Source organism: Stenotrophomonas sp. YJH_SMC_20, assembly GCF_059367845.1.
Window position 1 is genome coordinate 156,777 of record NZ_JCAFRG010000006.1, and the last position, 21,839, is coordinate 178,615.

General features: G+C 65.7%; 21 protein-coding genes. 8 read left to right on the plus strand and 13 right to left on the minus strand.

Annotated elements, in window-relative coordinates; genetic code table 11:
* The first annotated feature begins 27 nt into the window (after positions 1-27).
* The 6 genes from AC5P6A_RS12550 to AC5P6A_RS12575 all read left to right on the plus strand — a co-directional run bounded on the left by AC5P6A_RS12550 (position 28) and on the right by AC5P6A_RS12575 (position 6,504).
* Positions 28-753 (plus strand): ABC transporter ATP-binding protein, encoded by a 726-nt coding sequence (locus AC5P6A_RS12550; protein WP_332329003.1) that lies wholly within the window; start codon positions 28-30, stop codon positions 751-753.
* A 10-nt stretch (positions 754-763) separates the two neighbouring features.
* Positions 764-2,062: an ABC transporter permease gene (locus AC5P6A_RS12555; RefSeq protein WP_005419489.1), complete on the plus strand. Its 1,299-nt coding sequence runs from the start codon at positions 764-766 to the stop codon at positions 2,060-2,062.
* A gap of 20 nt (positions 2,063-2,082) precedes the next feature.
* On the plus strand, positions 2,083-3,300 hold the full coding sequence (locus AC5P6A_RS12560; protein WP_019660723.1) for an ABC transporter permease: 1,218 nt from the start codon (positions 2,083-2,085) through the stop codon (positions 3,298-3,300).
* Between the two features lie 16 nt (positions 3,301-3,316).
* Positions 3,317-3,685, plus strand: a complete 369-nt coding sequence (locus tag AC5P6A_RS12565; protein ID WP_346715135.1) for a PDZ domain-containing protein — start codon at positions 3,317-3,319, stop codon at positions 3,683-3,685.
* A 123-nt stretch (positions 3,686-3,808) separates the two neighbouring features.
* Positions 3,809-5,155: a sigma-54-dependent transcriptional regulator gene (locus AC5P6A_RS12570; RefSeq protein WP_346715117.1), complete on the plus strand. Its 1,347-nt coding sequence runs from the start codon at positions 3,809-3,811 to the stop codon at positions 5,153-5,155.
* Entirely contained in the window at positions 5,152-6,504 is a 1,353-nt protein-coding gene (locus AC5P6A_RS12575) for a sensor histidine kinase (protein WP_019660726.1), read from the plus strand. The genes AC5P6A_RS12570 and AC5P6A_RS12575 overlap by 4 nt, the downstream gene beginning before the upstream one ends.
* Before the next feature lie 68 nt (positions 6,505-6,572).
* On the opposite strand, the gene AC5P6A_RS12580 is transcribed toward AC5P6A_RS12575, so the two are convergent.
* Positions 6,573-7,106 carry a GNAT family N-acetyltransferase gene (locus AC5P6A_RS12580; protein WP_053497585.1) on the minus strand — a complete coding sequence of 178 codons (534 nt, stop codon included), beginning with the start codon at positions 7,104-7,106 and terminating at the stop codon, positions 6,573-6,575.
* Positions 7,075-8,442 carry a bifunctional UDP-N-acetylglucosamine diphosphorylase/glucosamine-1-phosphate N-acetyltransferase GlmU gene (glmU, locus tag AC5P6A_RS12585; protein WP_346715118.1) on the minus strand — a complete coding sequence of 456 codons (1,368 nt, stop codon included), beginning with the start codon at positions 8,440-8,442 and terminating at the stop codon, positions 7,075-7,077. The genes AC5P6A_RS12580 and glmU overlap by 32 nt, the downstream gene beginning before the upstream one ends.
* Positions 8,443-8,525: 83 nt before the next feature.
* Between glmU and AC5P6A_RS12590 the strand changes: the two genes are divergently transcribed.
* Positions 8,526-8,909 carry a GtrA family protein gene (locus AC5P6A_RS12590; protein ID WP_019660729.1) on the plus strand — a complete coding sequence of 128 codons (384 nt, stop codon included), beginning with the start codon at positions 8,526-8,528 and terminating at the stop codon, positions 8,907-8,909.
* A 227-nt stretch (positions 8,910-9,136) separates the two neighbouring features.
* Here the strand turns inward: AC5P6A_RS12590 and AC5P6A_RS12595 are convergent, their stop codons facing one another.
* The 9 genes from AC5P6A_RS12595 to AC5P6A_RS12635 form a co-directional block, all read right to left on the minus strand.
* Positions 9,137-9,559 (minus strand): F0F1 ATP synthase subunit epsilon, encoded by a 423-nt coding sequence (locus AC5P6A_RS12595; protein ID WP_005419509.1) that lies wholly within the window; start codon positions 9,557-9,559, stop codon positions 9,137-9,139.
* 113 nt (positions 9,560-9,672) lie between these two features.
* On the minus strand, positions 9,673-11,079 hold the full coding sequence (gene atpD / locus AC5P6A_RS12600; RefSeq protein ID WP_005419510.1) for a F0F1 ATP synthase subunit beta: 1,407 nt from the start codon (positions 11,077-11,079) through the stop codon (positions 9,673-9,675).
* A gap of 37 nt (positions 11,080-11,116) precedes the next feature.
* Complete coding sequence (gene atpG / locus AC5P6A_RS12605) at positions 11,117-11,980, minus strand: F0F1 ATP synthase subunit gamma (RefSeq protein WP_005411129.1); 864 nt, start codon at positions 11,978-11,980, stop codon at positions 11,117-11,119.
* Positions 11,981-12,077: 97 nt separating this feature from the next.
* A complete protein-coding gene (gene atpA, locus AC5P6A_RS12610) occupies positions 12,078-13,625 on the minus strand; it encodes a F0F1 ATP synthase subunit alpha (RefSeq protein ID WP_005419511.1) in 1,548 nt (515 codons plus the stop codon).
* A 44-nt stretch (positions 13,626-13,669) separates the two neighbouring features.
* Positions 13,670-14,197, minus strand: coding sequence for a F0F1 ATP synthase subunit delta (locus AC5P6A_RS12615; RefSeq protein WP_019660730.1), 528 nt, complete (start codon positions 14,195-14,197; stop codon positions 13,670-13,672).
* Positions 14,198-14,199: 2 nt separating this feature from the next.
* Positions 14,200-14,670 carry a F0F1 ATP synthase subunit B gene (locus tag AC5P6A_RS12620; RefSeq protein WP_005419512.1) on the minus strand — a complete coding sequence of 157 codons (471 nt, stop codon included), beginning with the start codon at positions 14,668-14,670 and terminating at the stop codon, positions 14,200-14,202.
* Positions 14,671-14,776: 106 nt separating this feature from the next.
* Complete coding sequence (atpE, locus tag AC5P6A_RS12625) at positions 14,777-15,082, minus strand: F0F1 ATP synthase subunit C (RefSeq protein ID WP_005411133.1); 306 nt, start codon at positions 15,080-15,082, stop codon at positions 14,777-14,779.
* Between the two features lie 73 nt (positions 15,083-15,155).
* Positions 15,156-15,956 carry a F0F1 ATP synthase subunit A gene (gene atpB, locus AC5P6A_RS12630; protein WP_005411134.1) on the minus strand — a complete coding sequence of 267 codons (801 nt, stop codon included), beginning with the start codon at positions 15,954-15,956 and terminating at the stop codon, positions 15,156-15,158.
* A gap of 31 nt (positions 15,957-15,987) precedes the next feature.
* Complete coding sequence (locus tag AC5P6A_RS12635) at positions 15,988-16,353, minus strand: hypothetical protein (RefSeq protein WP_014648497.1); 366 nt, start codon at positions 16,351-16,353, stop codon at positions 15,988-15,990.
* 458 nt (positions 16,354-16,811) lie between these two features.
* Between AC5P6A_RS12635 and AC5P6A_RS12640 the strand changes: the two genes are divergently transcribed.
* The gene (locus AC5P6A_RS12640; protein ID WP_019660733.1) at positions 16,812-17,630 is read left to right on the plus strand and encodes a hypothetical protein; all 819 of its coding nucleotides are present in this window, start codon (positions 16,812-16,814) and stop codon (positions 17,628-17,630) included.
* A 454-nt stretch (positions 17,631-18,084) separates the two neighbouring features.
* Here the strand turns inward: AC5P6A_RS12640 and lpdA are convergent, their stop codons facing one another.
* Together lpdA and aceF are read right to left on the minus strand one after the other, a co-directional pair.
* Complete coding sequence (gene lpdA / locus AC5P6A_RS12645; protein ID WP_019660734.1) at positions 18,085-19,893, minus strand: dihydrolipoyl dehydrogenase; 1,809 nt, start codon at positions 19,891-19,893, stop codon at positions 18,085-18,087.
* 107 nt (positions 19,894-20,000) lie between these two features.
* Positions 20,001-21,710 (minus strand): dihydrolipoyllysine-residue acetyltransferase, encoded by a 1,710-nt coding sequence (aceF, locus tag AC5P6A_RS12650; RefSeq protein ID WP_111102934.1) that lies wholly within the window; start codon positions 21,708-21,710, stop codon positions 20,001-20,003.
* Positions 21,711-21,839 lie beyond the last annotated feature (129 nt).

The following is a 21,839-nucleotide window of genomic DNA, read 5'->3' on the forward strand; positions in this document are numbered from 1 at the left end:
CCCTGAATCCTGGAGAGAGGACACCCCATGTACATGCTCGAAATGCGTTCGGTCGCCAAGGTCTTCCGCACCGAACAGGTGGAAACCCACGCACTGCGCTCACTGGAACTGCAGGTCAAGGAAGGTGAGTTCGTCGCGGTCACCGGCCCGTCAGGCTCCGGCAAGACCACCTTCCTCAACATCGCCGGCCTGCTGGAAACCTTCACCAGTGGTACCTACCTGCTGGACGGGCAGGATGTGAGCACGCTGGGCGACGACGCACGCAGCCGCCTGCGCAACCAGAAGATCGGCTTCATCTTCCAGGGCTTCAACCTGATTCCCGATCTGAATCTGTTCGACAACGTCGACGTACCGTTGCGCTATCGGAAGATGAGCGCCAACGAGCGCCGCGAGCGCATCGAGAAGGCGCTGACCCAGGTCGGCCTGGGTTCGCGCATGAAGCACTACCCGAATGAGCTGTCCGGCGGCCAGCAGCAGCGCGCGGCCATCGCACGCGCCCTGGCCGGCAGCCCTCGCCTGCTGCTGGCCGACGAACCGACCGGCAACCTGGATACGCAGATGGCGCGCGGCGTGATGGAACTGCTGGAGGAGATCAATGCCGCCGGCACCACCATCGTGATGGTCACCCATGATCCGGAACTGGCCGCGCGTGCGCAGCGCAACGTGCACATCGTCGATGGCCAGGTCACCGACCTGGTGCGCGAACCGGTGCTGGCCCCCCCCCCGCGCCACATCGTCGCCGTCAACGAGTGAGGGGCCGGCCATGTTCGCCTACTACGCCCGACTGGCGGTGCGCAGCTTCCGCCGCAACAAGGTCCTGACCGCGCTGATGGTGGTGGCCATCGCCCTCGGCATCGGTGCCTCGATGACCACCCTGACCGTGTTCCATGTGCTGTCCGGTGACCCGATTCCCGGCAAGAGCGACCGGCTGTTCTACGTGCAGCTCGATGCCGCGACCGGCGCCTATGTCGCCGGGGAGGAACCGGAAACCCAGCTGACCCGCTTCGACGGTGAAGCGCTGCTGCGCGAGGCCAAGGGCGAGCGCCAGGCGCTGATGAGCGGCGGCGGCGGCACCATCGAACCGGACAACAGCACCCTCAAGCCCTTCAGCATCGACACCCGCTGGACCTCGGCCGATTTCTTCCCGATGTTCGAGGTGCCGATGCAGTACGGCCGCCCCTGGACGCGCGAGGACGATGAAGGCCGCGCACGCGTGGTGGTCATCTCCAAGGCGCTCAACGACAAGCTGTACCAGGGCGCCAACAGCGTGGGCCGCGACCTGCGCATGGAAGGCCAGAGTTACCGCATCGTCGGCGTGATGAAGGAATGGAGCCCGGAGCCGCACTTCTACGACCTGACCACCGGCAGCTACGGCAAGAACGAAGACCTGCTGCTGCCGATCTCCACCTCGTTCGACCTGAAGCTGGGCAGCAACGGCAACATGAACTGCTTCGGCGAGAATCCCGATGGCAACAGCTACTCGCTCAACGCACCCTGCGCGTGGCTGCAGTACTGGGTGGAGATGGACCCGGCCAAGGCCGCCGACTACCGCCGCTACCTGGAGAACTATTCGAGCCAGCAGCGCCAGGCCGGCCGCTTCAAGCACCCGCCGAACGTGCGCCTGCGCACCGTGATGGAATGGCTGGACTTCAACGGCGCGGTGCCCAGCGACGTGCGCCTGCAGCTGTGGCTGGCACTGGGTTTCCTGGGTGTCTGCCTGGTCAACACGGTGGGCCTGCTGCTGGCCAAGTTCCTGCGCCGCAGTGGAGAGATCGGCGTGCGCCGCGCACTCGGTGCCAGCCGTGGCCAGATCTTCCTGCAGTGCCTGGTGGAAGCCGGCGCGGTCGGCGTGGTCGGGGGCGTGCTGGGCATTGGCCTGGCCCTGCTCGGCCTGTTCGCGGTGCGCCAGCAACCGGTGGAGTACGCAAAGCTGGCCCACTTGGACGGCAACATGCTGCTGCTCGCGCTGGGCCTGACCCTGTTCGCCAGCCTTGCCGCCGGTTTCCTGCCTGCCTGGCGCGCCATGCAGGTCACTCCGGCCATCCAGCTCAAGTCGCAGTAAGCAATCGAACGAGGACTCCCATGGACATCCGCCCCATCCTCAGCACGCTGCGCCGGCACAAGACTGCCGCTGCCCTGATCGTGCTGGAAGTCGCACTGACCTGCGCCATCGTCTGCAACGCGCTGTTCCTGGTCAGCCAGCGCGTGGAGAAGATCAGCATGCCCAGCGGCATCGCCGAGAACGAACTGGTGATGCTCCGCGTCAGCGGCATCGGCAAGCAGACCGATGCCATGGCCCGCACCCGTGAGGACCTGGCGTCATTGCGTGCGCTTCCCGGCGTCAGCAACGTCACCATCATCAACCAGGTGCCTTTCCGCAACGGCTCGTCCAGCAGCAGCATCTCGCGGGAGATCGACCAGGAACGGCCGACCACCAACGCTTCGATGTACACCCTGTCCGAGAACGGGCTGGCGACGATGGGCATCAACCTGATCGCCGGCCGCGATTTCCTGCCCGGCGAGTACCAGAACTTCGAAGACGCCAGCAAGGGGGGCGCCAAGGAAAACGCCATCCCGGTCATCCTCACCCAGGCCACCGCCGCCAAGATGGAACCCAACGGCAGCGCGCTGGGCAAGACCTACTACATGGGCAAGCAGCCGCTGCACGTGGTCGGCATCGTCGACACGCTCAGCACGCCCAATGGCTGGAATGACAACTGGACGAACTCCATGCTGCTGCCCATGCGGCGCACCTTCGACGAGGGTGGCACCTATGTGCTGCGCACTTCGCCGGAACGCCGCCAGGAGGTGCTTGATGCGGGGGCTGCTGTACTGGAGCGCAACGACCCCAACCGGCTGATGCGCGACAAGCTGACCTATGAAGACCAGCGCAAGGACTTCTTCAAGAACGACCGCGCGATGGTTGGCCTGCTGATCACCGTCAGCGTCTCGCTGCTGGTGGTCACCGCACTGGGCATCATCGGCCTGGCCAGCTTCTGGGTGCAGCAGCGCAGCAAGCAGATCGGCATTCGCCGCGCACTCGGTGCCACCCGCGGGCAGATCCTGCGCTACTTCCAGACCGAGAACTTCCTGCTGGCCTCGCTGGGCATCGTGCTGGGCATGCTGGCGGCCTACGCGATCAATCTGGCACTGATGAACCTGTACGAGCTGCCACGCATGCCCCTGTACTACCTGCCGCTGGGCGCGCTGCTGCTGTGGGTGCTGGGCCAGGTCGCGGTGTTCGGGCCGGCCCGGCGCGCGGCAGCGGTCCCGCCCGCAGTTGCCACGCGGGGCGCGTGAGATGCGTGCCTGCCGGATGCTGTTGATGGCAATGCTGCCACTGCCGGCGCTGGCCGGCGGTGGCAGCTCGCAGACGCTGGAATGGCGCCAGGATGATGCCCGCCTGGCGCTGCGCTCGACCGAGGGCCAGGTACGGGTGGACGCCGCGCGTCCGGAAGCCCGCTTCGGCGTGCGCAGCGGCGACCGCATCCTGCGCCTGGACGATACGGCTGTGCGGCGCATCAAGCATCTTGCCGATGCGCTGCGGCATTCCAGTGCCCCGACTGCGTACCTGTTGCTGCGCCGCGACAAACGCGAGCTCACCGTCCCGGTGGACGCCACCTCGTGGCGGCTGGCGCTGGTCGCTCCGCCACCGCCGCCACCGCCGCCACCAGCGCGGCGCTGAAACCAGCCCGCCCTCGTCGCCGCGGCTTTGGCTATGCTTGATGGGTGGCGCCGGGCTCTCCCGGCGTATGGATACGAACACGGCTCCATCGGCGCCGCCCATCCCTTTCTGCAGAACTGCTTGATGCCTTCGATCCTGATCATCGACGACAACGCCAGCGTGGGCACCGCGCTGGACGTGCTGTTCTCCCTGCATGACATCGACACCCTGCAGGCGCAGAGCCCGGCCGAAGGGCTGGCCCTGCTCGAGTCGCAGCCGGTTGATCTGGTGATCCAGGACATGAATTTCAGCGAGGACACCACCTCCGGCGAGGAGGGCGAAGCGCTGTTCGCACAGATCCGCGCGCGCCACCCGGACCTGCCGGTGATCCTGCTCACCGCCTGGACCCACCTGAGCAGCGCGGTGGACCTGGTCAAGGCCGGTGCCGCCGACTACCTGGCCAAGCCCTGGGACGACCGCAAGCTGCTGACCACGGTCAACAACCTGCTCGAGCTGTCCGAGGCACGCCGCGAGCTGGACCGGCGGCGCGCGCGTGAGCTGCGGCAGCGCAACGCGCTGGAAGAGAAGTACAAGCTCTGTGGCGCGGTCTTTGCAGATCCGGCCAGCGAGCGCGTCATCGCGCTCGCCTGCCAGGTCGCGCGCTCCGAACTGCCGGTGCTGATCACCGGTCCCAACGGTGCTGGCAAGGAGAAGATCGCGCAGATCATCCAGGCCAACTCGCTGGTGGCCAAGGGCCCGTTCATCACGGTCAACTGCGGCGCATTGCCGTCGGAACTGATCGAAGCCGAACTGTTCGGTGCCGAGGCCGGTGCGTACACCGGCGCCAACAAGGCACGCGAAGGCAAGTTCGAGGCCGCCGATGGTGGCACCCTGTTCCTGGATGAGATCGGCAACCTGTCGCTGGGCGGGCAGATGAAGCTGCTGCGTGTGCTGGAAACCGGCCGCTTCGAGCGTCTTGGCTCCAATCGCGAGCGCCAGGTCAAAGTCCGCGTGGTCAGTGCGACCAATGCCGACCTGCCGGCGATGATCCGCGACGGCACCTTCCGCGAAGACCTGTACTACCGCCTCAATACGGTGGAACTGGTACTGCCACCATTGGCCGAACGCCCGGGCGACATCGTGCCGCTGGCCGAGCGCTTCCTGACCGCCGGCAAGCCGCTGTCCAGCGCCGCCACCGCGGCCCTGCAACGGCATCCCTGGCCCGGCAACGTGCGCGAACTGCGCAACGTGATCCAGCGCGCCGAGCTGCTGGCGACCGGCAACCGCATCGAAGTGGCCGACCTGAACCTGCCGCGTGCCGCACCTGCTTCGCGACCGGCGCCCAGTGCCGGCAATGATCCTGACCGTGCGCGCATCGAGGATGTGCTGGCGCGCAACCACGGCATCATCGCCCAGGCCGCCGCCGAACTCGGCCTGAGCCGCCAAGCGCTGTACCGGCGCATGGACCGGCACGGCATCCCACGCGAATGAAGCGGCGTTCGTTCACCTTCCGTCTGTTCCTGCGCCTGCTGCCGGTGCTGGCGCTGGCCGCCGCGTTGCCGTGGCTGCTGGCGTACTGGATGGACCACGGCTGGGTTGTGACCACCGTGTCGGCACTGATCCTGCTGTCGCTGATGTGGTGGACGCTGCGCCGTGCCACCGCCCCCGTGCGGTCACTGATGCGGGCCCTGGCGGGCACCACCAGCAGCTATCGCGACGGCGAATACAACTTCGGCGTGCACTGGCCCGGCAATGACGAGCTCGGCGACCTGGTGCAGGCACACCGCGAACTGGGTGATGTACTGCGTGCACAGCGGCAGGGCCTGGTGCAACGCGAGCTGCTGCTGGACACAATGGTGCAGAACACGCCGGTGGCGATGCTGCTGATCGCCTCCGGCGGCGATGGCATCGCCCGCGTGGTGTTCTCCAACCTGGCCGCGCGCAAGTTGCTGCATGGCGGCTGGAAGCTGGAAGGACAGCGCCTGGAGGACGTGCTGGAACAGGTGCCGGTGGAACTGCGCGATGCCATCGCCCGTGGCGGCGACAGCCTGTTCGCGGTGCATGCGGAAGGCGAAGACAGCGACGAGGATGACGAACAGGTCTATCACCTCTCACGTCGTTCTTTCCACCTCAATGGCCGTCCGCACGACCTGTTGCTGGTACGCCTGCTCACCGCCGAGCTGCGCCGCCAGGAAGTGCAGACGTGGAAGAAGGTGATCCGGGTGATCAGCCATGAGCTGAACAACTCGCTGGCACCGATCGCTTCGCTGGCACACTCCGGCGGCGTGCTGGTGCAGCGCGAGCGCTTCGATCGGCTGCCGGAGATCTTCACCACCATCGAAGACCGGGCGCGCCATCTGGAAGGTTTCATTCGCGGCTATGCGCGTTTTGCCAAGCTGCCGCAGCCGCAGTTGCAGACCGTGCACTGGGCCCCCTTCCTGTCCAGCCTGCGCCAGCAGATTCCGTTCACCATGGAGCGCGAGCCGGACGAGGAACTGAGCAGCCGCATCGACATCGCGCAGTTCGGGCAGGCGTTGTTGAACCTGTTGAAGAACGCGCATGAGGCCGGCGCCGAAGCCGATCCGCCCAATGATGACGTGCAGGTGCAGCTGACGCGGTTGCCGCAATGGCTGCGCCTGGATGTGCTGGACCGTGGCAAGGGCATGAACGAGCAGGTGCTGCAGAACGCGCTGATGCCGTTCTATTCCACCAAGCGCAACGGCACCGGGCTGGGGCTGGCGTTGACCCGCGAGATCGTGGAGGCGCACGGCGGGCGTGTGTCACTGCAGAATCGTGGCGATGGCGGGTTGTGCGTGTCGATCCTGCTGCCGGTGGGGTGAGTTGCCGACTTGGCTCGGTCTGCCAGTAGAGCCACGCCATGCGTGGATGTGCCGACCAGGGTCGGCACCTACCAGACCTGCCGCATCGCCACCCGCAGATGCATTGGAAATCCCAGCGCGGCCTCTTCGGCCATCACCGCGCGCAGGCCCTCGCTCCACTGCGCCTCGGGCACTACCTCGAACCCTTCGCTGGCGTAGAAGGCTGCATTCCACGGCACATCGCTCAAGGTGGTCAGCACCGCTGCAGCAAAGCCGGTGGCCCTGGCCTGCGCCAAGGCATGCCGCAGCAATGCACGGCCATGGCCACGACGCGCGTGCGCTGGATCCACATCCATCTGCAGGACATGGAACTCGCCTGCCAGGTCGCCGGCCAGCAGGTAGCCGGCAACACCGCCGGCGGCGCCATCCACCACCCACAGCTGCCCACGCTCAAGGCCTTCCTGCAGCGTCGGCAGGTCCAGGCCGTGGCTGGCAAACACCGGATAGGCCTCGTGACCCCTCAGCAGTTCGCCGGCACGTTGTTCGATCGCCGGCAGCACACCCAGCTCATCGGTGCGCGGAACTCGTGGCTCAGGACTTCTTGACCGGGCGCTTCCAGCCATCGATGGTTTCCTGTCGTGCACGTGCCAGCGTCAGCTTGCCGTCCGGCGCGGTGCGGATGATGACCGACCCGGCAGCGATGGTCGCGCCCTCGCCGATGGTGATCGGTGCCACCAGCGAGCTGTTGGAGCCGATGAAGGCGTTGTCGCCGATGGTGGTGGTCGACTTGTTCACGCCATCGTAGTTGCAGGTGATGGTGCCGGCACCGATGTTCACCCTGCTGCCGATCACCGCGTCGCCCAGATAGGTGAGGTGGTTGGCCTTGCTGCCCACACCGAGGGTGACCTTCTTGGTCTCGACGAAGTTGCCGACGTGCACGCCATCGGCCAGCACGGTGCCCGGGCGCAGCCGTGCGAACGGGCCAATCTGCGCAGCGCCTTCGGTGACCACGCCGTCCAGATCACAGTGCGCACGCACTTCGGTGCCTGGCCCCAGGTTGACGTCCTTCAGCCTGTTGAACGGGCCTACGGTGACGCCGTCACCGAGCACGATGTTGCCTTCAAGGACAACGTCGACATCGATCAGCACATCGCTGCCCACGGTGACGGTGCCACGGATATCCAGGCGTGCCGGGTCGCGCACGCGCGCGCCCTGTGCGCACAGTGCACGCACCGCACGGCGCTGCCAGGCGCGCTCCAGCTGCGACAGCTGCCAGGGATCATTTGCCCCCTCGGCCTCCTGCGCATCGGCGACCAGCGCCATCTCGGCCGGGGTGTACTCGTTCGCGGCGAACGCGAACACGTCAGTGAGGTAATACTCGCCCTGGGCGTTGCTGTTGGACAGCTGCGACAGCCAGCGGCGCAGCGCGGTCGACTCGGCGGCGATGATGCCGGTATTGATCGTGCGCACGCGCAGCTGGTCGTCAGTGGCGTCCTTCTGCTCGACGATGGAGCCGACCTTGCCCTCCGCATCGCGCAGCACGCGGCCGTAACCGGTCGGGTCATCGAGCTCGGCCACCAGCACCGCCAGGCGCCCCGGCTCCGACAGCAGGTGGCGCAGGGTCTGCGCACGGATCAGCGGCACATCGCCGTACAGCACCAGCACCTGCGCCGCATCGGGCACCTGCGGCATCGCCTGCGCCACGGCGTGGCCGGTGCCGAGCTGCTGCGCCTGTTCGGCCCACTGCAGGTCGGGCTGGTCGGCGAAATACTGCCGCACCGCCTCGCCACCATGGCCATGGACCACGTGGATCGCCGTAGGCTGCAACTCGCGGGCCACATCGATCACATGCGCCAGCATCGGCTGGCCGGCGATCGGCTGCAGCACTTTCGGCAGCACCGACTTCATGCGCTTGCCCGCGCCAGCGGCGAGGATGATGACGTGCAGGGGTTGGGTCATGGAAACGGCGGTCCGTGGTTCGTTGCAGATGATTCTAGAGCGTGGGCCGTTAACATGGGCATCCCGCCTCCTTCACCACGCTGATGGGCCTCGTCCGCCAGGGAAGCACCTATCTCGTCATCGGGCTCGTGCAGCTGCTGGTCGATTGGCTGGTGTTCGTGGCCGCCAGCGCGCTGGGCATGCCGGTCGCGCCGGCCAATATCACCGGCCGCTTGGCCGGCATGCTGCTGGGCTTCTGGCTCAACGGCCGCTACACCTTTGCCGAGGCCGGTGCCCGCAAGCTGGGATGGAAGCGATTCGCACGCTTCTTCGGGCTGTGGCTGCTGCTGACGGCAGCGAGCACGCTGCTGGTCAGCCTGGTCGACCAGGCGTTGGGCCTGCAGTACACGTGGCTGGCCAAGCCGCTGGTGGAAGGCGGGCTGGCCTGCGTGTCGTTCCTGTTGATGCGCTACGTGGTGTATCGCTGAGACGGGGCGGGATCCGGGATGCCGGATCGGGATCGGGATCGGGATCGGCATCCGCATCGGCATCGGTAGAGTCGACTGTCAGTCGACTGCTCTTCCATCAGGCCGCGAAATCCCGCGCTGCGCGCGGTAGTCGACTAACAGTCGACTCTACCCAGTCGGCGCTGCCCCGCCAGCACAAACAAGAACGCCGGCACAGGGCCGGCGTTCTCGTGGGTGCAGCGCGAACCTCAGTGCTTGAGATTCTTGCGCAGGCGTTCCAGTGCCTGCAGCTGGACGACGGCCTCGGCCAGCTTCTGCTGGGCTTCGGCCACTTCCATCGCTTCGCCGCGGTTGGCCAGGATGCGTTCGGCTTCTTCCTTGGCCTTGCGGACCGAGGCTTCGTCGATGTCCTGCGCGCGGATCGCGGTGTCGGCCAGCACGGTCACCACCTGCGGCTGCACTTCCAGGATACCGCCGGAGATGGCGAAATCCAGCTGCTCGCCATTCGGCGTGGTCACCACCACCTTGCCCGGCTTCAGGCGGGTGATCAGCGGCGCGTGCTTGGGCGCGATGCCCAGTTCGCCCAGCTCACCGGTGGCCACGACCAGGGTCGCTTCGCCACGGAAGATTTCCTGCTCGGCGCTGACGATGTCGCAACGGATCGTGCTCATGCAAATCTCTTCGCTGTTCGCGGCGGCGCAATGCCACCGTGGGGGTCCACCGGCGCGGGCGGTTGCCCGGCGCCGGCGTCAGGTCGGGCAGGATAGCTCCCGCCCGTCCCGGATCAGGCCTTCTCGGCCATCTTCTTGGCCTTCTCGACCGCTTCTTCGATGCCGCCGACCATGTAGAACGCCTGCTCCGGCAGGTGGTCGTACTCGCCATCGACGATGGCCTTGAAGCCACGGATGGTGTCCTTCAGCGGCACGTACTTGCCCGGCGAACCGGTGAACACTTCGGCCACGTGGAACGGCTGGCTGAAGAAGCGCTCGATCTTACGGGCGCGCGACACGGCCTGCTTGTCCTCTTCGGACAGTTCGTCCATGCCCAGGATCGCGATGATGTCCTTCAGTTCCTTGTACTTCTGCAGGGTCTGCTGGACGCGCTGGGCGGTGTCGTAGTGCTCGTGGCCGATGACCAGCGGATCCATCTGGCGGCTGGTGGAGTCCAGCGGATCGACGGCCGGGTAGATACCCAGCGAGGCGATCGAACGCGACAGGGTGACGGTCGAGTCCAGGTGGGCGAAGGTGGTCGCCGGCGACGGGTCGGTCAGGTCGTCCGCGGGAACGTAGACGGCCTGGATCGAGGTGATCGAGCCGTTCTTGGTCGAGGTGATGCGCTCCTGCAGGACGCCCATTTCCTCGGCCAGGGTCGGCTGGTAACCCACCGCGGACGGCATACGGCCCAGCAGTGCCGACACTTCGGTACCGGCCAGGGTGTAGCGGTAGATGTTGTCGACGAACAGCAGGACGTCCTTGCCCTTGCCGTTTTCGTCCTTCTCGTCGCGGAAGTACTCGGCCATGGTCAGGCCGGTCAGCGCGACGCGCAGGCGGTTGCCCGGCGGCTCGTTCATCTGGCCGTACACCATCGCCACCTTGTCCAGGACGTTGGAGTCCTTCATTTCGTGGTAGAAGTCGTTGCCCTCACGGGTACGCTCACCCACGCCGGCGAACACGGACAGGCCGCTGTGCGCCTTGGCGATGTTGTTGATCAGCTCCATCATGTTGACGGTCTTGCCGACGCCGGCGCCGCCGAACAGGCCGACCTTGCCGCCCTTGGCGAACGGGCACATCAGGTCGATGACCTTGATGCCGGTTTCCAGCAGCTCGGTGGCCGGGGACTGGTCTTCATACGACGGCGCAGCGCGGTGGATTTCCCAGTTGTCGCTGGCAGCGACCGGGCCGGCTTCGTCGATCGGACGGCCCAGCACGTCCATGATGCGGCCCAGGGTGCCGGCACCGACCGGCACCGAGATGCCACGGCCGGTGTTGACGGCAACCAGGTTGCGCTTCAGGCCGTCGGTGGAACCGAGGGCGATGGTACGCACCACGCCGTCACCCAGCTGCTGCTGGACTTCGAGGGTGATCTCGGTGTTTTCCACCTTCAGTGCGTCGTACACCTTCGGCACCGATTCACGCGGGAATTCGACGTCGACGACCGCGCCGATGATCTGAACGATCTTGCCCTGACTCATTGCTGCATCCTCTAATGTGTGCTTTGAACGAACGCGGTCAGACTGCTGCCGCGCCGCCGACGATTTCGGAGATTTCCTGGGTGATCGCTGCCTGGCGCGCCTTGTTGTAGACGAGCTGCAGGGTGCCGATCAGCTTGTTGGCGTTGTCGCTCGCCGCCTTCATCGCAACCATGCGTGCGGCATGCTCGGAGGCGACGTTTTCCAGCAGTGCCTGGTACACCAGCGACTCGATGTAACGCGTCATCACGTGCTCCAGCACGGTCGCGGCATCGGGTTCGTACAGGTAATCCCAGTCGTGGTGAGCGACCTGCTTCTCAGCCGGCGGCAGCGGCAGCAGCTGATCGAAGCTGGCCTTCTGCACCATGGTGTTCACGAAGCGGTTGTACACCAGGTACACGCGGTCGATCTTGCCTTCGGTGAAGGCGTCGAGCATGACCTTGATCACACCGATCAGCGATTCCAGCTTCGGCACGTCGCCGATGTGGGTCACGCTGCCGACCATGTTGACCTTCACGCGGCGGAAGAAGGTCGAAGCCTTCTGGCCGATGGTCACCAGGTCCACTTCGGCACCCTTGTCCTGCCATGCCTTGGCTTCGCCCAGCATCTTGCGGAACAGGTTGTTGTTCAGGCCGCCGGCCAGGCCGCGATCGGAGGAGATCACGATGAAACCGACCCGCTTGACCTGCTCGCGCTCGACCAGGAACGGATGCTGGTAGTCGGTGCTGGCCTGGGCCAGATGACCGATCACCTGCTTCATCGCCTGCGCGTACGGACGCGAGGTCTTCATCCGATCCTGCGCCTTGCGGATCTTGGAGGCCGAGACCATTTCCAGGGCGCGCGTCACCTTGCGGGTGTTCTGCACGCTCTTGATCTTGGTTTTGATTTCGCGTCCGCTTGCCATCTCTTGTTTCCCGTGGCGCGGGGCTGATGCCCCGCGTTGTTCAACCGTTTGTCATCTGGTCCAGCGGAGCCGGAGGCTCCGCTCTACAGGACCGCGATTACCAGCTGCCGGTGGTCTTGAACTCGGCGATGCCCTTCTTGAAGGCACCTTCGATGTCGTTGTCCCAACCGCCGGTGGCGTTGACCTTGCTGATCAGCTCGCCCTGGGTGTTGGCGAAGTGGGCGTGCAGGCCTTCTTCGAACGCCAGCAGCTTGTTGACCGGCACGTCGTCCAGGTAACCCTCGTTGACGGCGTAGATCGACAGCGCCTGGTTGGCAATCGACATCGGCGCGTACTGCTTCTGCTTCATCAGCTCGGTGACGCGCTGGCCACGCTCCAGCTGCTTGCGGGTCGCTTCGTCCAGGTCCGAGGCGAACTGCGCGAAGGCAGCCAGCTCACGGTACTGGGCCAGCGAGATACGGATACCGCCCGACAGCTTCTTGATGATCTTGGTCTGGGCCGAGCCACCGACGCGCGACACCGAGATACCGGCGTTCACGGCCGGGCGGATGCCGGCGTTGAACAGGTCGGTTTCCAGGAAGATCTGGCCGTCGGTGATCGAGATCACGTTGGTCGGAACGAACGCGGACACGTCGCCGGCCTGGGTTTCGATGATCGGCAGCGCGGTCAGCGAACCGGTCTTGCCGGTGACCTTGCCTTCGGTGAACTTCTCGACGTACTCCTCGGACACGCGGGCAGCGCGCTCGAGCAGACGGGAGTGCAGGTAGAACACGTCACCCGGGTAGGCTTCACGGCCCGGCGGACGCTTCAGCAGCAGCGAGATCTGGCGGTAGGCGACGGCCTGCTTGGACAGATCGTCGTACACGATCAGCGCGTCTTCACCGCGGTCCATGAAGTACTCACCCATGGTGCAGCCCGAGTAGGCGCTGATGTACTGCATGGCAGCCGATTCGGAAGCGGTCGCGGCCACCACGATGGTGTGGGCCAGCGCGCCGTTCTCTTCCAGCTTGCGCACGATGTTGGCGATGGTCGACGCCTTCTGGCCGATCGCAACGTACACGCACTTGATGCCGGTGCCCTTCTGGTTGATCACCGCATCGATCGCCATGGCGGTCTTGCCGGTCTGGCGGTCACCGATGATCAGCTCGCGCTGGCCACGGCCGATCGGGATCATCGAGTCGACCGACTTGTAACCGGTCTGCACCGGCTGGTCGACCGACTTGCGCCAGATCACGCCCGGAGCAACGCGCTCCACCGGAGCGGTCAGGTCGGTGCCCAGCGGGCCCTTGCCGTCGATCGGCTCGCCCAGCGCGTTCACGACGCGGCCCAGCAGTTCCGGACCGACCGGCACTTCCAGGATGCGACCGGTGGTCTTGGCGACGTCGCCTTCGCGCAGGTGCTCGTAGTCACCCAGGACCACGGCGCCGACCGAGTCGCGCTCCAGGTTCAGGGCCAGTGCGAAGGTGTTGTTCGGCAGTTCGATCATTTCGCCCTGCATCACGTCGGCCAGACCGAAGATGCGCACGATGCCGTCGGACACGCTGGTCACGGTGCCTTCGTTGCGCGATTCCGCGGCCAGCTTGACCTTCTCGATGCGGTTCTTGATCAGTTCGCTGATTTCGGAGGGGTTGAGCGTGGTTGCCATCGTCAAGTCCTAGTGCCGGCAGCGGGGCCGGACGTTAAATGAATTCAGTTAGCGAGCGCGGTCTGCAGACGGGCCAGCTTGCCCTTCAGCGAACCATCGATGACCACGTCGCCGGCGTCGATCACGGCGCCGCCGATCAGCGAGGCATCGACCGCGGTGGTCACGTCGACCTCGCGGTTGAAGCGCTTGCGCAGCGCGACCTTGATCGCATCCAGCTCAGCGGCCGACAGTTCGGCGGCCGAGGTGACGGTGGCCTTGACCACGTGCTCGGCTTCGGCGCGCAGGGCGTCGAACATGCCGGCGATTTCCGGCAGCAGCGGCAGACGGTGCGACTCGGCCAGGACGGCCAGGAAGCGCGAGTAGGTCTCGCCGTGCGACACCGGCGCCAGCAGGGCGACGGCGTCGTCACGACCCAGCTCCGGGTTGGCGAGCAGGGCCGCCACGCGCGGGTCGGCGGCGACGTGGGCGGAGAACGCCAGGGCGTCCGACCACGGCGCGAACGCGCCTTCGTCGCGCGCGGTCGCGAACGCGGCGCGGGCGTACGGGCGGGCAAGCGTGAGGGCCTGGCTCATCCTTAGATCTCCGAGGCCAGCTCGTCGAGCAGCGCCTTGTGGGCGTTGGCGTCGATTTCGCGCTTGAGCAGCTTTTCGGCACCGGTCACGGCCAGCGCGGACACCTGCTTGCGCAGATCTTCACGGGCACGGTTGGCGGCGGCGTCGATTTCAGCCTGGGCCAGTTCCTTCTGACGGGTGGCTTCGGTGATCGCTTCGTTACGGGCAGCATCAACGATCTGGTTGGCACGCGCGTGGGCCTGATCGATGATCTCGTTGGCCTTGGTGCGGGCTTCCTTCAGCGCTTCGTTGACCTTCTCCTGCGCCTGGGCCAGATCTTTCTGGCTGCGGTCGGCAGCAGCGAGGCCCTCAGCAATCTTCTGCTGGCGCTCCTCGATCGCGTTCATCAGCGGCGGCCAGATCTTGGTCGCGATGATCCAGATCAGACCAGCGAAGGCCAGCGCCTGCGCAAGAAGGGTGAAATTGATATTCATGGTTAGCTCGATCGCTGGTTTCGGGGTGGACGCGCCGCCGTAGCGGCACATCCGGCCTTCATCCGAAACCGGGTGCATCAGCACCCGGTCGTCTCAAACCGCTGTATCAGCCGGCCAGAGCCTTGGTGACGGCGCCAGCGAAGGCAGCCGACAGCGGGTTGGCGAAGGCCAGCAGCAGGCCAACGGCGACCGAGATGATGAACGCGGCGTCGATCAGGCCGGCGGTGATGAACATGCGGACCTGCAGGACCGGGATCAGTTCCGGCTGGCGGGCGGCCGACTCCAGGAACTTACCAGCCATGATGGCCAGACCCAGACCGGCGCCCAGCGCGGCCAGGCCGATCATGATGCCGACGGCAAGGGCGGTGGAGCTCTGAATCTGCGCGAAGTTGGTCAGGACGGCGAAGTACATGGTTATCTCCAGGAACTTAAGTTGCTAAGGGTGATGAAACGGATGAAGGTTGAAACGCGTTGAAGCTTGAAACTCAGTGAGCGTCTTCCGACAGGCTCAGGTACACGATCGACAGCATCATGAAGATGAAGGCCTGCAGCGGGATCACCAGCAGGTGGAACAGCATCCAGCCGAGGCCGAACACACCACCGGCAATGGCACCGAAGAAACCGGCACCACCCAGCACCCAGATCAGCAGGAACACGATTTCGCCGCCGAACATGTTGCCGAACAGTCGCATCGCCAGCGAGATCGGCTTGCTCAGCCACTCGACGATGTTGAGGATCAGGTTGAACGGCATCATCCACTTGCCGAACGGCGCCGTCAGGAATTCCTTGATGAAGCCGCCCAGGCCCTTGGACTTGAGCGCGAAGAACAGCATCAGGAAGAACACGCTGATGGCCATGCCCAGGGTGGCGTTGACGTCAGCGGTCGGGACCGGCTTCCAGTAGTGCACGCCCGCCCATTCCAGCGGCTTGGCGATGAAATCGGCCGGGATCATCTTCAGCAGATTCATCAGCAGAATCCAGAAGAAGATCGTGATGGCGATCGGCGTGACCAGCTTGCTCTTGCCGTGGTAGGTGTCCTTGGCCTGGCGGTCGACGAACTCCAGGCAGATCTCGACGAAGGCCTGCCACTTGCCCGGCACGCCGGCGGTGGCCTTGCGGGTCCCCAGCCAGAACGCGACCACGATCACCAGGCCCATCAGGACGGCGGTGAGGAAGGTATCGACGTGGATATGCCAGAACATACCCTCACCCTTGCCGACCGGCGCGGTCAGGTTGTGCAGGTGATGCTGGATGTAGCTGGTAGGGGTTAGAGCCTCGCCCGCCATGTGTCCGGAACCTTCAGTTAATTGAATTCTGTCAACGCCTGGCCATGGCCAGGACCTGGAACATCAAGCCGACGGCGATACCGGCCAACAGCGCCAACGCAGGCAGCTTGAAGACCAGGAACCCCACCAGCAGGACGCCGAAAACCACGACCCACTTGGCCACGATCGCAATGATCAGGCGAGCCATCGCCGATCCTGCGGCCACCGCACCTCCGCCCAGCGCCATCCGTGCTGCAACCCAGCCACCGGCCGAAATGGCCACACCAGACGCCAGCGCGCCGAGGGCATATTTCGGACCCACCAGCAGGAAGGCCAGGGCCAGGACAGCGACCGCGGCCAGCGGGTAGACCGCGGCGCGCAGCATCAGTCGCCGACCCGCGTCAACGGAGTTCAGCACAGGACGTCCCGCGTGGTTGCATGTGGAGGGTTGAGGCGGCTACAGCAGGGGGGGCCTCATCGAGCCGCCAAATTATAGCAATGGGACAATTTGCGAGACAACCGCTGCCTGTTCATCCCGGGAAGGCGCAAGTTGCGGTAACGGTTACATTTTTGCGTACCACCGGGGGGACAATGACGTCCGCACGATGTTGCACCGCAGTATTGAACTTTGGTCGCAGTCGACGGAACTTTCACCGGATGCGGCGGTCCGATTACTCGACCTGCCTGCAGCATCCTCGTCGGCTCCACCCCGCAGGTCCCACGATGGCCCCGAAGCCCGTCTCCGGGGCCATCTTTTTGCATCGTCGTGACAGCGCTGAACGGTGCACACGCCGTGGACCATACGTTCACGGATGGTGGACGGGCCTGTCCCGCACAGTGGTCTTCATTCTGATGAACCACTGCAAGGACTCTTCGATGCGCCCCGTACCCACCCTGCTCGCCCTCTCCCTGCTCGCTGCCGGCGCCTCGTTCGCCAATGCCGCCCACGCCGCCGAAGGCGACGACCGTTTTGCCCTGCGCCTGGGTGCGATGAACATCGACTCGGACAACACCCTCCGCGGCAACACCAACGTGGCCGGCCAGGACATCGGTTTCTCCGAGGACTTCAAGCTGGGTGGCAAGGAGTGGGAGCCGCGCATTGACGGCATGTTCCGCATCAGCAACCGCCAGCGCCTGCTGTTCAACTACTTCAAGTACGACAAGGACCGCCGCGAGACCCTCGGCCAGGACATCTCCTTCGGTGACGTCAGCGTGCCGTCCGGCAGCTTCGTCAAGGGCGAACTGAAGTACCAGGTGGCCAGCCTGGTCTATGACTACTCGGTGGTGGACACCGACACCTTCGACCTCGGCCTGCAGCTGGGTGCCGAGTACGCCAAGGTCAGCACCAAGGCCTACGCCGATCTGGGCACTGTCTATGAAGGCCAGTTCCTCAACGAGAAAACCGACGGCGTGGCGCCGGTGGTCGGTGCACGCTTGAGCTTCACCCCGTCCGAGAAGTGGATGATCACCCTGCAGGGCCAGTACCTCAACACGCGCTGGGGCAGCTTCGATGACTACAAGGGCGACCTGAGCCGCGCCAACGCCATCGTCGACTACCGCTTCACCAGGAACTTCGGCGTGTTCGCCGGCTACGACTGGTTCAAGCTTGATGCGGACAAGAAGGGCAGCGATGGCACCATCGGCCTGAAGCAGGAATTCAAGGGCCCGGTGGCCGGTATCAGCTTCGTGTTCTGACACCCGCCCCTTCCACGGCACTCTCTCTCCTGGCGCGGCCTCCGGAACATCGGGGCCGCGCTCTTTTGTGCTGTTTTTCCCTGCGTGCAGCAGCAAGAGCAGCTGGGTCGAGCACTGGAGGGAGCGGGGGCCGCGTGCGAATGTCCCCCGGTGCCGGCCTGAGGCCGTCACCTCCTCCTTTACTTCGCACACAGCCCCCGCTCCCTCCGCGTGTCAGGCATCCCGGCGGCCAGAGCACCGGCTCTCGACTATCCGCAAGCCGAGCCGCTGTGCGGGTGGCAGGCGTTTGGACAAAGTAAAGGAGGAGGCGACCGCCGCAGGCGAGTGACGGGGACATTTGCCCAAATGCCTGCCACCCGCGCGGCGGCCCGAACGCTCGCAATGAGAGTGATCGAGGCTCAACAAAAAACCCCGGCAAACGCCGGGGCTTTTCATTTGGAACGGCGCGGGCGCCTTACTTCTTCTTCGGCATGTACAGATCAGTGATCGTGCCGTCATAGATTTCCGACGCCATCGCCACCGACTCGCTCAGCGTCGGGTGGGCGTGGATGGTGTGGCCGATGTCTTCGGCTTCCGCACCCATCTCGATCGCCAGGCCGATCTCGGCCAGCAGGTCACCGGCGTGCACGCCGACGATCGCACCACCGATGATGCGGTGGGTCTCTTCGTCGAAGATCAGCTTGGTGAAGCCCTCGGTGCGGCCGATGCCGATCGCACGGCCACTGGCGGCCCACGGGAACTTGGCCACGCCGACCTTCAGGCCCTTGGCCTTGGCTTCGGTCTCGGTCACGCCGACCCAGGCGATTTCCGGGTTGGTGTAGGCCACCGACGGAATCACACGGGCCACCCACTCCTTCTTGTGGCCGGCAGCCACTTCGGCGGCCAGCTTGCCTTCGTGCGTGGCCTTGTGGGCCAGCATCGGGTTGCCGACGATGTCGCCGATGGCAAAGATGTGCGGCACGTTGGTGCGCATCTGGCGATCCACCGGGATGAAGCCACGCTCGGTGACCTGCACGCCGGCCTTCTCGGCATCGATCTTCTTGCCGTTCGGCGAACGCCCGACGGCCACCAGCACGCGGTCGAAGGTGCCCTGCGCCAGCGCAGGCGCCTGGCCTTCCTCGGCAGCTTCAAAGGTCACGGTGATGCCCTTGGCATCGGCGGTGACGCCCGAGGCCTTGGTCTTCAGGTGGACTTCGATGCCCTGCTTCTTCAGGCGATCGGCCAGCGGCTTGACCAGGTCCTTGTCGGCGCCCGGCATCAGCTGGTCCATGAACTCGACCACAGTGACCTTGCTGCCCAGCGCGCTGTACACGGTGGCCATTTCCAGGCCGATGATGCCGCCGCCGACGACCAGCAGCGAGCCCGGCACTTCGGCCAGCTCCAGCGCATCGGTGGAGTCCATCACGCGCGCGTCGTCCCACGGGAAGTTCGGCAGCTTCACCGCCTGCGAACCGGCAGCGATGATGCACTTCTGGAAGCGCAGCAGCTGGGTGCTGCCGTCAGCGGCGGTGATCTCCATCTCGTTGGCCGAGATGAACCTGCCGACGCCCTGCACGTTGCGGACCTTGCGCTGCTTGGCCATGCCGGCCAGGCCCTTGGTCAGCTGGTTGACGACCTTTTCCTTGTACTGGCGCAGCTTGTCCAGGGTGATGGTCGGCTTGCCGAACTCGACGCCGAAATCACCGGCATGGGCCACTTCGTCGATTACCGCAGCGGCGTGCAGCAGCGCCTTGGACGGAATGCAACCGACGTTGAGGCAGACGCCGCCGAGGCTGGCGTAGCGCTCGACCAGCACCGTATCCAGGCCGACGTCGGCGGCGCGGAAGGCGGCGGTGTAGCCGCCCGGGCCGGAGCCCAGCACGACCATTTCGCATTCGATGTCGGCCGGCTTGCCGCTGGACAGCGCCGGCTTCGGCGCAGCCGGTTCAGCCGGGGCGCGGTGCGATGGGGTCACCGGCGGCTTGCTGGCCGGAGCGGCCGCAGCCGGAGTCGGCGCAGCGGCCTTGGCCGGGGCTTCGGCGGCGCCTTCAGCGTCCAGCACCACGACCACGGCGCCTTCGGACAGGGTGTCGCCCAGCTTGACCTTGATTTCCTTGACCACGCCGGCAGCCGAGGACGGCACTTCCAGGGTGGCCTTGTCCGATTCCAGGGTCACCAGACCCTGATCCTTCTTCACCGTGTCGCCGACGGCGACCAACACTTCGATCACCGGCACATCGCTGTAATCGCCGATGTCGGGAACCTTGACTTCAATCGTGGCCATGGTGGGTTTTCCTCGTGCCCGACCGGCATGGCCGGTGGGCTGTCACTGCATCTGTTCACGCGGCCGCGCCAGGGGCTGCGGCCGCACGGTGGGGGCGAAGCGGTGCTTTACAGCAGCACGCGGCGCATGTCGGCCAGTACCTGGGACAGGTACGTGGTGAAGCGTGCGGCCAGGGCGCCGTCGATGACGCGGTGGTCGTAGCTCAGCGACAGCGGCAGCATCAGCTTCGGTGCGAATTCCTTGCCGTTCCAGACCGGCTGGATGGACGACTTGGAGACACCGAGGATGGCCACTTCCGGTGCATTGACGATCGGGGTGAACGCGGTGCCACCGATGCCGCCCAGCGAGCTGATCGAGAAGCAGCCGCCGCTCATGTCGGCCGGGCCGAGCTTGCCGTCGCGCGCCTTCTTGGCCAGTTCGCCGGTTTCCTGCGCGATCTGCACCACGCCCTTCTTGTCCACGTCGCGGATCACCGGCACGACCAGGCCGTTCGGCGTGTCGGCGGCGAAGCCGATGTGGAAGTACTTCTTCAGGGTCAGGTTTTCGCCGCTGGCATCGAGCGAGGCGTTGAATTCCGGGAACTTCTTCAGCGCCGCGGCGCTGGCCTTGATCAGGAAAGCAAGCATGGTCAGCTTGATGCCGGCCTTCTCGTTCTCCTTGTTCAGCGCCACGCGCAGCGCTTCCAGGTCGGTGATGTCGGCCTGGTCGAACTGGGTGACGTGCGGGATCATCGCCCAGTTGCGGGCCAGGTTCGCGCCGGAGATCTTCTTGATGCGCGACAGCGGCTGGACTTCGGTCTCGCCGAACTTGCTGAAGTCGACCTTCGGCCAGGGCAGCAGGTTCAGGCCACCACCGGCAGCGACGGCAGCACCGCCGGCAGCCGGCACGCCACCGCTGAGCGCGGCCTTGACGAACTTCTGCACGTCAGCCTTGGTGATGCGGCCGCCCTTCTCGGTGCCGTTGATCTGCAGCAGGTCCACGCCCAGTTCGCGGGCGAACACACGCACCGCCGGGGTGGCATACGGCACCTTGGCCGGCAGCACGCCATCAGCGTTGAACTGCACCGGCGGGCTGGACGGGGTACCGGCCGAGGCGATCTCGCGGGCCGCCAGCTTGTCCGGCTGCGCCGGCACGGCGACCGGCTCGACCTTGGTGGCTGTCTCAGCGGCTGCAGGCGCGGCGGCAGCGGCGGCCTTGGTCGGTGCCGGCGCGGCAGCGCCCTCGGCCTCGATGATCGCAACCACATCGCCCTGCGACAGGTTGTCGCCGACCTTGACCTTGATCTCCTTGACCACACCGGCCACCGAGGACGGCACTTCCATGGTGGCCTTGTCGCTTTCCAGCGTGACCAGGCCCTGGTCCTTCTTGACCGTGTCGCCAACGGCGACCAGGACTTCGATGACCGGAATGCCGGCGTAGTCGCCGATGTCCGGCACCAGCGCTTCAACGGCACCACCGCTGGCAGCCGGGGCAGCTGCGGCCGGGGCCGGCGCGCTCTGGGTAGCGGCAGCCGGGGCAGCGGCCTTGGCCGGCGCCGGCGCGGCAGCCGCCGGCTTGGCGGCTTCCGCTTCGCCTTCAGCCACTTCGATCAGGGCCACGACCTTGCCTTCGGACAGGCTGTCGCCCACCTTGACCTTCAGCTCCTTGACCACGCCAGCCACCGAGGACGGCACTTCCATGGTCGCCTTGTCGCTTTCCAGCGTCACCAGCCCCTGGTCCTTCTTGACCGTGTCGCCGACGGCGACAAGCACCTCGATTACCGGGATATCGCTGTAGTCACCGATATCGGGGACAAGTGCTTCCTTGATTTCGGCCATGGGGATAACTCCGGCAATCTGGTGTAGGGAAACGTCTATTGTGCGGCCAGCGGGGTCCAGCGCCAACCGTTACAGGTGTTTTCAGTACGCACGCAGCCGGGACACGCTGTTGCCCATGGGTTGCGCCTG

What these genes read in the sequence shown, in the direction of transcription:
- AC5P6A_RS12565 (WP_346715135.1), top strand. Translation starts at nt 3,317, where the DNA reads ATGCTGTTGATGGCAATGCTGCCACTGCCGGCGCTGGCCGGCGGTGGC.
- AC5P6A_RS12615 (WP_019660730.1), bottom strand. Translation starts at nt 14,197, where the DNA reads ATGAGCCAGGCCCTCACGCTTGCCCGCCCGTACGCCCGCGCCGCGTTC.
- AC5P6A_RS12570 (WP_346715117.1), top strand. Translation starts at nt 3,809, where the DNA reads ATGCCTTCGATCCTGATCATCGACGACAACGCCAGCGTGGGCACCGCG.
- atpD (WP_005419510.1), bottom strand. Translation starts at nt 11,079, where the DNA reads ATGAGTCAGGGCAAGATCGTTCAGATCATCGGCGCGGTCGTCGACGTC.
- glmU (WP_346715118.1), bottom strand. Translation starts at nt 8,442, where the DNA reads ATGACCCAACCCCTGCACGTCATCATCCTCGCCGCTGGCGCGGGCAAG.
- AC5P6A_RS12575 (WP_019660726.1), top strand. Translation starts at nt 5,152, where the DNA reads ATGAAGCGGCGTTCGTTCACCTTCCGTCTGTTCCTGCGCCTGCTGCCG.
- AC5P6A_RS12560 (WP_019660723.1), top strand. Translation starts at nt 2,083, where the DNA reads ATGGACATCCGCCCCATCCTCAGCACGCTGCGCCGGCACAAGACTGCC.
- AC5P6A_RS12555 (WP_005419489.1), top strand. Translation starts at nt 764, where the DNA reads ATGTTCGCCTACTACGCCCGACTGGCGGTGCGCAGCTTCCGCCGCAAC.
- lpdA (WP_019660734.1), bottom strand. Translation starts at nt 19,893, where the DNA reads ATGGCCACGATTGAAGTCAAGGTTCCCGACATCGGCGATTACAGCGAT.
- AC5P6A_RS12580 (WP_053497585.1), bottom strand. Translation starts at nt 7,106, where the DNA reads ATGGCTGGAAGCGCCCGGTCAAGAAGTCCTGAGCCACGAGTTCCGCGC.
- atpB (WP_005411134.1), bottom strand. Translation starts at nt 15,956, where the DNA reads ATGGCGGGCGAGGCTCTAACCCCTACCAGCTACATCCAGCATCACCTG.
- AC5P6A_RS12640 (WP_019660733.1), top strand. Translation starts at nt 16,812, where the DNA reads ATGCGCCCCGTACCCACCCTGCTCGCCCTCTCCCTGCTCGCTGCCGGC.
- AC5P6A_RS12590 (WP_019660729.1), top strand. Translation starts at nt 8,526, where the DNA reads ATGGGCCTCGTCCGCCAGGGAAGCACCTATCTCGTCATCGGGCTCGTG.
- atpG (WP_005411129.1), bottom strand. Translation starts at nt 11,980, where the DNA reads ATGGCAAGCGGACGCGAAATCAAAACCAAGATCAAGAGCGTGCAGAAC.
- atpA (WP_005419511.1), bottom strand. Translation starts at nt 13,625, where the DNA reads ATGGCAACCACGCTCAACCCCTCCGAAATCAGCGAACTGATCAAGAAC.
- AC5P6A_RS12620 (WP_005419512.1), bottom strand. Translation starts at nt 14,670, where the DNA reads ATGAATATCAATTTCACCCTTCTTGCGCAGGCGCTGGCCTTCGCTGGT.
- AC5P6A_RS12550 (WP_332329003.1), top strand. Translation starts at nt 28, where the DNA reads ATGTACATGCTCGAAATGCGTTCGGTCGCCAAGGTCTTCCGCACCGAA.
- atpE (WP_005411133.1), bottom strand. Translation starts at nt 15,082, where the DNA reads ATGTACTTCGCCGTCCTGACCAACTTCGCGCAGATTCAGAGCTCCACC.
- aceF (WP_111102934.1), bottom strand. Translation starts at nt 21,710, where the DNA reads ATGGCCGAAATCAAGGAAGCACTTGTCCCCGATATCGGTGACTACAGC.
- AC5P6A_RS12595 (WP_005419509.1), bottom strand. Translation starts at nt 9,559, where the DNA reads ATGAGCACGATCCGTTGCGACATCGTCAGCGCCGAGCAGGAAATCTTC.